The sequence below is a fragment of the Rhodococcus sp. 1168 genome, from assembly GCF_002091955.1.
GTDB lineage: Bacteria > Actinomycetota > Actinomycetes > Mycobacteriales > Mycobacteriaceae > Rhodococcoides.
Map to the genome: position 1 here is coordinate 29,515 of NZ_MKKY01000091.1, position 13,132 is coordinate 42,646.

Sequence of the window (13,132 nt, forward strand, 5' to 3'; positions counted from 1 at the left end):
CACTCGCCGGCCACCTTCGGCCCGCTTCGGCTGGACACCCATTGGGACGGTCAGACCGAAGCGGCCTTACGTGGTCGGCGCTTTTTGACCGGCACCTTCTTCGGCTGCGGCGCGGGTTCACGGGCCAGCGCCTCCTGCAGGAATTTCCCGGTGTAGCTTTCCGGAACTGCTGCTACTTCCTCTGGATTTCCTTCTGCCACAACGATTCCACCGCCATTGCCGCCCTCTGGGCCCATATCGATCACCCAGTCGGATACCTTGATGACATCGAGATTGTGCTCGATGACGATGACGGTGTTGCCCTTGTCTACGAGACCGTTGACCACACCGAGCAGCTTCCGAATATCCTCGAAATGCAGGCCGGTGGTCGGTTCGTCGAGAATGTAGACGGTACGTCCTGTCGACCGCTTCTGGAGTTCGGCAGCGAGCTTCACGCGCTGCGCCTCACCGCCGGACAGCGTCGTGGCGGGCTGACCGAGTCGGACGTAGCCGAGGCCGACCTCGACGAGCGTTTTGAGATACCGGTGGATGGAAGTGATGGCCTCGAAGAAGTCCGCTGCCTCCTCGATGGGCATATCGAGGACCTGCGCGATCGTCTTCCCCTTGTAGTGGACCTCGAGCGTCTCGCGGTTGTAGCGAGCGCCTTCGCACACTTCACAGGGAACGTAGACATCGGGAAGAAAGTTCATCTCGATCTTCAAGGTTCCATCACCGGAGCACGCCTCGCACCGACCGCCCTTCACGTTGAACGAGAAACGACCGGGCTGATAGCCGCGAACCTTCGCCTCGGTGGTGGATGCAAACAAGGTGCGAACCTTGTCGAACACGCCGGTGTAGGTGGCTGCGTTCGACCTCGGTGTACGTCCGATCGGAGACTGATCGACGCGCACGAGCTTGTCAAGTTGGTCCAAGCCGTTGATGCGGGTGTGACGGCCCGGCACCTGCCGCGCCCCATTGAGCTTGTTGGCCATGACGGTCGCCAAAATGTCGTTGACCAGCGTTGACTTACCCGAACCTGACACTCCGGTCACCGCAGTCAGCACTCCCAGGGGGAAGCTGACGTCGATGCCGCGCAGATTGTGTTCCCGAGCACCCACGACAGTTACCTGCCGCTTCTTGTCGACAACCCGTCGCGCATCGGGCAGTGGAATCTGCAAACGTCCCGACAGGTATGCGCCCGTCAACGATTCTTCCGAGGTGAGTAGATCCTCGTAGGAACCGCTGTGTACGACGCGGCCGCCGTGCTCACCGGCGAGCGGTCCGATGTCGACAACCCAGTCTGCAGTTCGAATTGTGTCCTCGTCGTGTTCGACGACGATCAAAGTATTGCCCAGATCGCGAAGCCTGGTCAGCGTGTCGATGAGCCGACGGTTGTCGCGCTGGTGCAACCCGATGGACGGTTCATCGAGCACGTACAGCACTCCGACGAGTCCGGACCCGATTTGCGTGGCGAGCCTGATGCGCTGAGCTTCCCCGCCGGAAAGCGAACCAGCAGGGCGCGACAGCGACAAATATTCGAGACCGACGTCGAGAAGGAAGCCGAGTCGCGCTTGAACTTCTCGAAGCACCTGACCGGCGATGGCTTCCTCTTTGGAACCCAGCGTGAGGCTGTTCAAGAAGTCTGCGGTTTCGGAGATGGATAGTTTGCAGACATCAGCGATCGACTTCGCACCGAAATCGCCCGCTTCGATCGTGACCGACAGAATCTCCGGACGCAGACGGTCTCCCCCGCAGGCAGGACAGGGAACGTCGCGCATGTAGCCGTCGTAGCGTTCCTTCATCTGTTCGGACTCGGTCTGCTCGAGCCTGCGATGCAAGAAAGGCATGACGCCTTCGAACTCTGCATAGTAAGAGCGGGTGCGACCGTAGCGGTTCTTGTACTTGACGTGAACCTGATGCTCGCTGCCCTCGAGAACTGCGCGCTTGACCTTGGCGGGCAGCTTGCTCCACGGCGCATCGAGGTCGAATTCCATGGCGTCGGCCAGCCCGGACAACAGGCGGCCGAAGTACTCCGAAGTCTGGCCCATCGACCACGGGGCGATTGCACCGTCGGCCAGCGAAAGATCCGGGTCAGGGACGACCAGCTCGGGGTCCACTTCCTTGCGCACGCCGAGACCGAGGCATTCGGAACACGCGCCGTACGGAGAGTTGAACGAGAAGGACCGTGGCTCCAGGTCGTCGATCGAGAGTGGGTGCGCGTTGGGACATGCGAGCTTCTCGGAGAATCGACGTTCGCGGTCAGGGGCATCCTCTTCCCGGTCGACGAAGTCGAGGACCACGATGCCGTCGGCGAGACGCAGTGCGGTCTCCACGGAGTCGGTAAGACGCTGTTTGGAGCCTGCCTTGACAGTGAGTCGGTCGACCACGACCTCGATGTCGTGCTTCTCCTGCTTCTTCAGCTTCGGAGGGTCGTTGAGCTGGTGAACTACGCCGTCGACACGGATACGCGAATAACCCTGAGTATTGAGGGAATCGAACAGGTCTACGAACTCACCCTTGCGGGTACGGACGACCGGTGCGAGGACCTGGAATTTGATCCCCTCTTCCATCTCCAACACCTGATCGACGATCTGCTGAGGGGTCTGCCGGGCGATCCTTTCGCCACAGACCGGACAGTGTGCCGTTCCAGCGCGAGCGAAGAGCAGGCGTAGATAGTCGTAAACCTCGGTGATGGTGCCCACAGTCGACCGCGGATTTCGGTTGGTCGACTTCTGATCGATGGAGACAGCAGGCGACAATCCCTCGATGAAGTCGACGTCCGGCTTGTCCATCTGTCCCAGAAACTGGCGCGCATACGCGGACAGCGACTCGACATAACGGCGCTGTCCTTCGGCGAAGATCGTGTCGAAGGCGAGCGAGGATTTGCCTGAACCCGAGAGACCTGTGAAGACGATGAGGCTGTCCCGAGGCAAATCGATGTCGACCCCTCGCAGGTTGTGTTCACGCGCACCCCGCACTATCAGGCGATCCGCCACAGTCTTCCCTTCTTGTCGAACGACCAGGCTGTCAGGCTCGTGTACCACCGACCTGATCAGTCGAACCGTCGCTCCATGGATGCATGCGTAAAGGCGAACCTCACGCAGTAGCAATGCTAGGCCGACCCTCTGACACGTTCTTCTGACTCGGAGGGCCGAACAGGGTTTGTAGTCGCGCCGACGGTAGCGTCCCCTAGATGGACGAGCACCTTATGGCCATCGACGACGACTACACCGGAGCAGTCTCCCCAGGATCATCGCCTGCGCGGCGCACGATCTCTAACGGAACCATCACCAAGATGTCCGTCGGCCCCATGGACAACAATGCCTATCTCATCGTTTGTTCCACCACCGGAGAATCGATGCTGATCGATGCTGCGAACGAAGCACCACGCCTGGCGCAGTTGATCGACGAGAACGCGCCAAGACTTTCACTCATCGTCACCACGCACCAACACGGTGATCACTGGCAGGCACTGGAAGACATCGCAGCGGGCACCGCCTCGCCGACTGCTGCGCACAGTTTGGATGCCGAACCACTACCGGTAACACCGGACCGCCTGCTGCAAGACGGAGACAGCATCGACGTGGGTGAACTCACGTTCGACGTCATCCATCTGCGAGGGCATACGCCTGGGTCGATCGCGTTGGCTCACACCGATGCCAAGGACGGCGTCGTTCACCTCTTCACCGGTGACTCACTCTTTCCAGGCGGTGTCGGAAAGACATCGGGGCCAGAGAACTTCGTACAACTCCTCGACGACGTGACCACGAAGCTGTTCGACCGGTTCGGTGACGATGCCATCGTCTACCCGGGCCACGGCAAGGACACGACGCTCGGTACCGAACGCCCTCACCTCGGCGAATGGCGAGAACGCGGTTGGTGAAACACCGTCACGCTTGAAACCGACCAAGCCTGGGTATGGCTACGCTGGAACAACGTGGTCGGTATGGGGGCCTTACTCCTGTGCTGCGCCGCGCGGAACATCTCCGTTCACTCACGAACTACGCAGGAGGCTGTCAATGCTTGTCCGCCGTATCGCCCGACCGCTGATGTCGACCATCTTCATCGCGGGGGGCATCGACGCGCTCCGGAACCCAACAGGCAGGGCGCAAGCCGCCACACCGTTGATCGAACAGGGCCAGGACGCGTTGCCGGACAGCGTCACTTCGAACCTCCCCAGCGATCCCGAGACACTTGTCCGGATCAACGGCGCGGTTCAGGTCGGTGGCGGTCTTTTGCTTGCCACCGGTAAGGCACCACGGATTGCCTCACTGGCGCTGGCTGGCAGCTTGATCCCTACGACCTATGTCGGCCATGCCTTCTGGAACGAGACCGATCCCGCTGCCAAAGCTGCGCAGCGCACTCAGTTCTTCAAGAACATCAGCTTGCTGGGCGGCCTGCTCATCGCTGCGGTCGACACCGAGGGCAAGCCATCCTTGGCGTGGCGGGGTCGCCGTGCCGCACGCAAGGCGTCCGCATCCGTTCAGTCTGCGCTGCCAGGCTCCCACGACACCGCAGATCGACTCGGTATCGCTTCAGACCGCGTGAAAGGGCTGGCTTCGGTTGCGGCGACTCGTAGCTCGCACTTCGCCGACGCTGCACAGCCCGTCGTATCCAAATGGGCCGACGTTGCAGCAGAAAAGAGCTCGGAATTCGCCGACGCCGCACAGCCCGTCGTATCCAAATGGGCCGACGTCGCAGCAGAAAAGAGCTCGGAATTCGCCGACGCCGCACAGCCGGTCCTCGCACGTTGGGCGCACAAAGCTGAAGACCGTGGCTCCGAGCTCGCGAAGGTCGCCCAGAAGCGCGGTTCCAAGCTCGCCGACAAGACAGCCGACCGTAGCTCCGAGCTCGCAAAGGTCGCACAAAAGCGCGGTTCCAAGCTCGCCGACAAGACAATCGACCGTAGCTCGAAGCTCGCCGATACGGCAGCCGAGCGCGGTGCCGTTTTGGCCGAACTTGCCCAGGACCGTGGCACCAAGTGGGCCAATCTTGCCACTGAGCGGGCAGCGGAATTGGCCGAACTAGCGCAGGACCGCGGCAGTAAGTGGGCCGAAGTCGCCGCCGATCGGACCGAAACACTCAGCAAGCGTGCGCGTAAGCGCGCAGCACAGCAGAGCCGGGACTTCGACAAGGCGACCGAGAAGGCTCAGGCCAAGCTCGAGAAGAATGTCGAGAAGGCCAGGAAAGAGCTGGACAAGCGCGTTCAGAAGTATTCCAAGTAGCCAATTCGACCGGCTGATCGAAAAGGGCCCCGTCCTGAACTGCGGTTCTGCGGCGGGGCTCTTTATTGTCGTAGACTGCTTGGGCGAATTTCGATTCACCGAGATTCGCTGCCGAACTCCCGAGGAGACCCTTTGCCGGACGACGGCCCCACAATCGCCGACAAGTCAGAAGTGGACACCCTGTCCGACCAGGATCGTGAGCAGTCGTACGTCACGATGCTCTACAACCAGTTGGACGCGCTTCGGCAGTACGCAAGCACACGGCTCAGTGCAGTACTCCTTGCAACCGGCGGCACTCCGCAGGCTCGCAGCGAGCGCGAATCGTTCAGTCAGATGTACAACGACGACATCGCAAAGTACGACGCCGCCGAAAACGGACTGTGCTTCGGCCGCATCGACCTCGCGCCCCAGTCCGAGGAGGACGGTGTCCGCTACATCGGGCGGGTGGGAATCCTGGACGAGGCGAACGATTACGAGTCACTTCTGCTCGACTGGCGCGCACCGATGGCCCGTCCGTTCTATCTTGCGACGCCCGCTGCGCCCGAAGACGTAGTCCGTCGCAGACACATCCGGACCCGTAGCCGCCGCGTCACCTCGATCGCCGACGAGTACCTCGATCTGGAGGCAGCCCAGCACGCGCGCCGCGATGCGACGGCGGCCGGAGTTGCGGGTGAGAGCGCGCTGTTGTCTGCACTCGAAGCAGCCCGCACCGGGCACATGAACGACATCGTCGAGACCATCCAGAGCGAACAGGACGCGATCATTCGATCGGAGCACCGCAGCGTGCTCGTCGTACAGGGCGGCCCGGGAACCGGTAAGACGGCCGTAGCCCTGCACCGTGCCGCCTATCTGCTCTACACCTATCGACAGCAGTTGGCGAAGAGTGGCGTTCTCATCATCGGTCCGAACGCCACGTTCCTCGACTACATCGGACAGGTACTGCCCTCGCTCGGCGAAACCGGTGTGCTGTTGTCGACTATCGGGAATCTGTATCCAGGAGTCCGGGCCACGGTGGAGGATTCGATCACCGCGGCCGAGGTGAAGGGCTCGACGTCGATGGTCGCCGTTCTGACCAAAGCAGTGCGCGATCGCCAAGAGATTCCGGCGGAGCCGACGCGCTTGCGCTTCGACACCTACGACATCATCCTCGACAAGAAGATCGTCTCGCGGGCACGCGGACGGGCGCGATCCTCGCGGCGCCCACACAACTTGGCGCGTCCGCTGTTCGTGTCCTCGGTGATCGATGGACTTGCACAGCAGCTCGCGGCAACTCTCGGGCAGAACCTCGTCGATGGTGGTAGTCTGCTCAGCCGCGAAGACATCGCCGACATGCGAGACGAAATGCGCGAAGACGCCGATGTGATGGCAGCAATCGACGCACTTTGGCCGGACCTGTCGCCACAGCAAGTTCTGTCGGAGCTGTTCGCATCCCCGGAGAGAATCGAGTCCGCTACCCCGAATCTGTCGCCGGCCGAACGGAACTCTTTACTTCGCGTGGGACGCGGATTCAGCGCAGGAGATGCACCTCTGCTCGACGAGTTGGCCGAGTTACTGGGGATCGACGATGCAGCCGAACGCGAACGGGCAAATCGGCAGTGGCGCAGTCAGATTGCCGACGCTCAAGGTGCGTTGGATATTCTGACAGGCTCGGCGCCCCAGGATTTGGAGGACGAACTGGACCCTGAGATCCTGATGGCATACGACCTGATCGATGCCAGCCAACTGGCCGCCAGACAGGACTCCGGCGCCCGACTGACCACAGCCGAGCGCGCAGCAGGGGATCGTACCTGGACCTACGGCCATGTCATCGTCGACGAAGCCCAGGAACTGTCCGACATGGCGTGGCGAATGGTGATGCGTCGTATCCCCAATCGCTGGATGACGTTGGTGGGCGATGTCGCACAAACCGGAGATCCTGCAGGCACCACATCGTGGGGGGAAGTGCTGGAACCGTATGTCGCGCAGCGGTGGAAGCGCACGGAGTTGACCGTGAACTACCGGACGCCGTCGGAGATCATGGTCGTTGCACGGGATGTGTTGGCTGCCATCGACCCAATTCAGTCGGTTCCCAGGTCGATCCGCGAATCGGGCTCTCTACCGTGGGCACAGCAGGTCACGAGCACCGATCTCGTCGAGATTGTCACCGAGCGTCTTTCCGAGCACCCTCGCCCCGGTCTCAGCGCCGTACTGGTGCCGCACGGACTTCTCGCCGACTTGTCGCATCTGACATCGGAGTTCGTGACCGTCTCGACAGTCAAGGATGCCAAGGGGCTCGAATTCGATTCGGTGCTCATCGTCGAACCTGCCGACATCGTCGCGGAGTCTCCACGAGGCATGGGCGACTTGTACGTTGCATTGACTCGTGCGACGCAACGTCTGGGCGTCGTTCATGCCCAGACGTTGCCGAGCGAACTGTCGGGATTGGCCTCATTCGCCGTATCGGCCCACTGAAACGACGGCGAGACAGCCGGAAACGACCGATGGCAGCCGACCCGGTTTCCGGGTCGACTGCCATCGAAGCCGTCGAACTGCGAAGTAGTCGAAAAGCGAAAGGCAGCTCAGCGAACCGTGTGAACGATGAGCACGTCGCATGTGGACTTGCGTGCAGCGTCGGATGGAACTGATCCGAGTAGACGGCCCGTCAAGGAGTTGAGCCCTCGATTACCGACGACCAGAAGGTCGGCCTCGACGTCTCCTACCAATTCCAGCAGCGATTCGACGGGGGCCCCGACGATCGCTCGCTCCTCGATCTTCTTGGCGCCGAATTTGATCGCGTGCTCGCGAGCGGTGCGAAGAATGTCATGGGTGGGTGCAGAGCCGGTGATCTGGTAGGCATCTTCGCGAAGTGCATCGGCTGCCTTCGCGTTGTCCTTCGGATCCGACGGGTAGTAGGCGCACGCGATCACGAGTGTCGCGTCGGCGTCACCCGCCAGCGCGGCGGCTTTCTCCACAGCCCGCAAAGACGATTCGGAGCCATCTGTTCCGACGACGACGGTGCGGTAGGCACTCATTCATTCCTCCAGTTGTAGGTTGTGTCACACAAATTCGTGACGCTTTCGTCCGCTGTTTCATGAATCTCGACAAGGCTCGACATGCCAAGCCTCGAAGATCGTTGCGATGACACTATCGGTATCCGTCAGTCGTCACGCGGAGATCGCCGACAACACGATCTCGCGGTCTCACCTACATTGGCTTGTATGCGCATCCCACGGCCGAGACGGTCTACAAAGACCTCCACCTTTGCGATCCTCTTGGTGATTGTGGTTGCAGGGTTCTCGGTCTATTTCGTCAACCGCCCCTCCAGCGCAAAAATCGAGTCGACCACCGTCGATACCACGGTGACGCTACCGGAGAGTCCGGGCAGCACCGAGACCGTGGCGCTCGACACGCGCCTCTACGTACCTCGGACCACCCCGGCCCCTGCTGTCCTTCTCGCCCACGGATTCGGAGGAGACAAGTTCTCGGTGGACGGACAGGCACGAGCGCTCGCCGACGACGGGTTCACGGTGTTGACCTACAGCGCTCGCGGCTTCGGACTGAGTACCGGCTCGATATCGATCAATGATCCGGATCGGGAGGTCGCGGACGGCCGCGGCCTAGTGGATTGGCTCGCGGGTCGACCCGAAGTTCGGCTCGATGGACCCGGCGATCCGCGCGTCGGTGTCGCCGGGGGCTCTTACGGCGGCGCGCTGGCGTTGAGCCTTGCCGGAACCGACGAGCGTATAGACGCAGTCGCGTCGGCCATCACCTGGAACGATCTGGGGCAGGCACTGTTCCCCAATTACGGCGTCACGAATGATGAGGACCGCGCTCGCCTGGATGCCTTGAACACTCCTGCAGCTACGGTCTATGGCGGACAGGGAGTACTCAAACGCGGATGGGCAGGAGTCTTCTTCGGAGCTGGAGCAGCCTCGCGTCCTGGAGGCAATGAGCCCGGCGCCGCAGCGGGATGCGGACGGTTCGCACCCGAGTTCTGTTCCGCATACACGCAATCGGCGGTGACCGGTGAGCCCTCGCCGGAATTGTCGGCGCTACTGACCGCGCACTCCCCCGCGGCCGTAGCGTCGAACATCAAGGCACCGACGCTCCTGGTGCAGGGTATGCAGGACACCCTGTTCGGGCTCGATCAGTCCGACACCACGGCGAGGCAGATCTCCGACGCCGGTGGCGATGTCCAGGTTCGCTGGTTCAACGGCGGTCACGACGACGGTGGAACAAGCGGCGGCGCCGAGAACACGATGAAGGATTTCCTTCGTACACAACTGATGTCGGATACAACCGTCGATGTTGCAGATCAGCCGCGTCCGTTCGTCTACTCGCTCCAGACCCCTGCGATCGAACAGAATCGAACTCGCGGGCGCAGAATGACAGCACCGGAATACCCCGGGCTCTCCGATTCCGACGCCGCAGGCGCACCGAGCGCAACCACAGAAGTACCCGTCGAGCTGCGCCCCTCGGGTCCTACCTCGTCCATGTCGGAGCAATCGGGAGCCCCGAACGAGCAAACCATCATCAGACCGCCAGGGGCATCCCCATCGGCGATCTCATCCGTTCCGGGTCTCGGCTCGGTGCTGGCCACATTGAGCGCCACATCAGCTGGTTCGCAGTTGTCCGCGGACCTCCCCGGTCAAGCTGCAACCTTCACAGGCGATCCACTGACCGAACCGCTCACCATCACGGGCGCATCCCGCATCGATCTACGTATCGGAGCATTCGCACAACCACAGCAGGCGGTCCTGTTCGTCAAGCTGTACGACGTCGGCCCCGACGGCAAGCGCACCCTTCCCGGCGGCGCGGTCGCCCCGGTGCGCCTACCGAACACCGTCGATTCGGGTCCCGTTCCGGTGTCGGTCGTTCTGCCCGGCGTCAGCTATGTAATTCCAGAGGGACATCACGTCGAAGTGTCGGTGTCCACCACCGATCAGGCATACGCAGTTCCGCTCGAGCCCGCGCAATTCGTTGTTGCATTGGATGATTCGGCGCTACGAGTGCCGACCGTGGCGGGGGTGGCGAGCAGCACCAGCACCGTTCCACTCGGCCCGATCGTCGGCATCGGCGTCATCGTCGCCGCACTGGGTGCATTGATCGCGGTCAACATCATCCGATCGCGCAGACGCTTGATCGCCGAAGTGGACGAAGATCTCATCGACACCCCACTGGTGATCACCGATTTGGCCAAGACTTACTCCAACGGATTCAAGGCCGTCGACAACGTCAGTTTCGAGGTCCGTCAGGGGCAGGTGCTCGGCCTACTCGGCCCGAACGGCGCCGGAAAGACGACCACCCTACGGATGCTCATGGGTTTGATCACCCCGACGAGCGGGGACATCCGGGTCTTCGGGCATAAGGTCTCGCCCGGAGCCCCCGTCCTGTCGAGGCTGGGGTCGTTCGTCGAAGGGTCCGGATTTCTCCCCCACCTCAGTGGCACCGAAAACCTGCGCCTGTACTGGCAGGCCACCGGCCGTCCCCTCGAAGACGCACACCTCGAAGAAGCGTTGGAGATCGCCGATCTCGGCACTGCAGTCGAGCGGAAGGTCAAGTCGTACAGCCAAGGGATGCGCCAACGCTTGGCGATTGCCCAGGCAATGCTGGGGCTGCCGGATCTGATGGTCCTCGACGAACCCACCAACGGTCTCGATCCACCACAGATCCGCACCATGCGCGAGGTCCTGATCAACTACGCCAAAACCGGACGAACCGTCTTGGTCTCGAGTCACCTGCTGGCCGAGGTGGAGCAGACCTGTACGCACGTCGTAGTGATGAACCGTGGGTCGGTCATCAGCTCGGGCACTGTGCGGGAGCTGACTGCGGCAGGCGGAATGACCGAAGTACGAGTCGACGACGCGGAGAAGGCATCGGCAGTGCTGAGCGGTCTGGGGTGTTCGCCGACAGTCATCGACGAGTCGGTCGTTCGAGTGGACATCGGAAGCGTCGATCCGGCGATCGTGATCAGGGCTCTCTTCGACGCCGGCCTCGAAGTGCGCGGGCTCTCCCAGTCCACGAGGCTCGAAGATGTCTTCCTCGATCTGGTGCATCGCGACACCGAGCACCTGACACAGTTAGCCGAAATCGACGCTGAAGCCAGTGGAACCGTATCGACGAAAGAACACGAATGAGCACGACGCATACAGACGGGCGAGCCCCCGGATATCACGCGGGCAAGACCCTTCCGTTCCGCACCGAGCTACGTCGACAGTTCGGTCGGCGCCGCACACAGTTCGCTATCGGATTCCTTGCACTGTTGCCGGTAATCCTGGCAATCGCCTTCGCCGTCGGAAGTTCCTCGGCCGATTCCGACACGGGCGGTCTGATAGAGCTCGGGACCCGGGGCGGGGTCAATTTCACCGTGTTCGCACTGTTCATGTCAGTCGGGTTTCTGCTCATCGTCGTTGTCTCGTTGTTCTTCGGAGACTCCGTGGCGAGCGAAGCATCCTGGTCGTCGCTTCGATATCTGCTGGCCATTCCCGTGCCGCGCACCCGGCTACTCGTGCAGAAAGCACTGGTGTCGGCGACGCTGTCCATCGCAGCGGTAGTAGTTCTGGTTCTCGTATCGCTGGTTCTGGGCACCGCGCTCTACGGCGCGGAACCACTCGTCACACCATTCGGTGACGGACTGCCCTACGCCGACGCACTCGGTCGACTCGCCATCGCAGTGGCCTACATCGGGGTCAACCTGTTGTGGGTGGCGGGCCTGGCGATGCTTCTTTCGGTTCTGACCGATGCGCCACTCGGTGCGGTCGGCGGAGCAGTGATGACGTCGATACTGTTGCAGATTCTGGACCAGATCACCGCGCTCGGTTCGCTTCGCAACTACCTGCCCGGGCACTACGCAAATTCGTGGACCGACGCGTTGCAACCAACGGTCAGCTGGAACGACATGTTCGTCGGATCGTTCTCCGCGCTTGCCTACGCGGCCGTCTTCGGAGTGATCGCCTGGCGGGTGTTCGCCACCAAAGACATCACCAGCTGACCCGAACGACGCCCTATTTTTCGACGGCCGGCCCGAAGATGCCGTCCGGGAACACGTTCTGAGAGAGGAATGTGTCTCGCCAGGGCGACGCGAGCTCGACCAGACGTGCGGCGCCGTCTTCACCCAACGAAGCCCACGGTGCAAGCGCCAGATCGTCTGTGATGTCCTCGACAAGTGTGCGGATATCCTGCCCGTGCTCGGTCAACGCACCATCCTTGTCGAGGATTTCACGGTCGGCAAGTGCCCCCACAGCCTCGTCCCACTGCTCGACGGACCAGCCACGACGCTTACGGGCGAACTCCTTTTCGAATCCATACCCCGTTGCGGTGTGAGTGATCAACGCTTCGATGCCATTCAATTCAGCGGTCTGCAAGGCAGCAATATGCCCATCCCCCCGGTGCTCGCGAAGCAGCGTCAGCGCATGCCATAGAACGAGGTGCGGTGCCGTAGGCCATTCGAGTTCGGCGTACGCGGAATACAGCGGCCGTCCATCGTCCCCGGGAATTCCACGAGCTGCTATCGAAGCAAGTTCGGCAGCTTCACTCATCTCGTGTGAAGAAACAACGTCAGCACCCATAAGCCTCGTGAAGGCCGCGTCCAACGCGCGATAGCGGATCTGCATGATCCTCTCCGGGGCACATATCGACCACGCAGCGGGAATCAACGGTGCAATCAGCTCACGGTTGAAGTTGTAAAAAGTGGCCGTCACAACGCCAGCCCCCACTGCTCCCAACGGCGCAGCCCGGCCAGCGAAATAGCAGGCACGGCCGGCCAGGCCCGCGTCCACCAGCCCGTCTCGAGTCTCTGGGACGAAGTACGCCGCCGAATGAAGAAGTTCGAGTGCGCGAGCACTCCGGCCGGCAGTGGATGCGTCCATGTCGTAAACCGTAGCGAACGCCCGGACCCTGCGTTGCGGCGCGTTACTACGGCGTGGTCGCGGCGCGTTGGCACGGCATGG

The 13,132-nt window shown here is 61.9% G+C and carries 8 protein-coding genes; 5 read left to right on the plus strand and 3 right to left on the minus strand.

Annotated elements, in window-relative coordinates:
- Positions 1-50: 50 nt before the first annotated feature.
- Positions 51-2,975 (minus strand): excinuclease ABC subunit UvrA, encoded by a 2,925-nt coding sequence (uvrA, locus tag BJI47_RS20900; protein ID WP_088945862.1) that lies wholly within the window; start codon positions 2,973-2,975, stop codon positions 51-53.
- 197 nt (positions 2,976-3,172) lie between these two features.
- Between uvrA and BJI47_RS20905 the strand changes: the two genes are divergently transcribed.
- The 3 genes from BJI47_RS20905 to BJI47_RS20915 all read left to right on the plus strand — a co-directional run bounded on the left by BJI47_RS20905 (position 3,173) and on the right by BJI47_RS20915 (position 7,655).
- Positions 3,173-3,862: an MBL fold metallo-hydrolase gene (locus tag BJI47_RS20905; protein WP_088945540.1), complete on the plus strand. Its 690-nt coding sequence runs from the start codon at positions 3,173-3,175 to the stop codon at positions 3,860-3,862.
- Between the two features lie 136 nt (positions 3,863-3,998).
- Positions 3,999-5,204 carry a DoxX family protein gene (locus BJI47_RS20910; RefSeq protein ID WP_088945541.1) on the plus strand — a complete coding sequence of 402 codons (1,206 nt, stop codon included), beginning with the start codon at positions 3,999-4,001 and terminating at the stop codon, positions 5,202-5,204.
- Between the two features lie 216 nt (positions 5,205-5,420).
- The gene (locus BJI47_RS20915) at positions 5,421-7,655 is read left to right on the plus strand and encodes an ATP-binding domain-containing protein (RefSeq protein WP_088945863.1); all 2,235 of its coding nucleotides are present in this window, start codon (positions 5,421-5,423) and stop codon (positions 7,653-7,655) included.
- Between the two features lie 107 nt (positions 7,656-7,762).
- Here the strand turns inward: BJI47_RS20915 and BJI47_RS20920 are convergent, their stop codons facing one another.
- Positions 7,763-8,215 (minus strand): universal stress protein, encoded by a 453-nt coding sequence (locus BJI47_RS20920; RefSeq protein WP_088945542.1) that lies wholly within the window; start codon positions 8,213-8,215, stop codon positions 7,763-7,765.
- A gap of 243 nt (positions 8,216-8,458) precedes the next feature.
- Here BJI47_RS20920 and BJI47_RS20925 point away from each other — a divergent pair, with 243 nt between their 5' ends.
- A complete protein-coding gene (locus tag BJI47_RS20925; RefSeq protein WP_254900725.1) occupies positions 8,459-11,320 on the plus strand; it encodes an alpha/beta fold hydrolase in 2,862 nt (953 codons plus the stop codon).
- The gene (locus BJI47_RS20930; RefSeq protein ID WP_088945544.1) at positions 11,317-12,174 is read left to right on the plus strand and encodes an ABC transporter permease; all 858 of its coding nucleotides are present in this window, start codon (positions 11,317-11,319) and stop codon (positions 12,172-12,174) included. Before BJI47_RS20925 ends, BJI47_RS20930 begins: the two co-directional genes overlap by 4 nt.
- 13 nt (positions 12,175-12,187) lie before the next feature.
- Here the strand turns inward: BJI47_RS20930 and BJI47_RS20935 are convergent, their stop codons facing one another.
- Entirely contained in the window at positions 12,188-13,051 is an 864-nt protein-coding gene (locus BJI47_RS20935; RefSeq protein ID WP_088945545.1) for a hypothetical protein, read from the minus strand.
- Between the last annotated feature and the right edge of the window lie 81 nt (positions 13,052-13,132).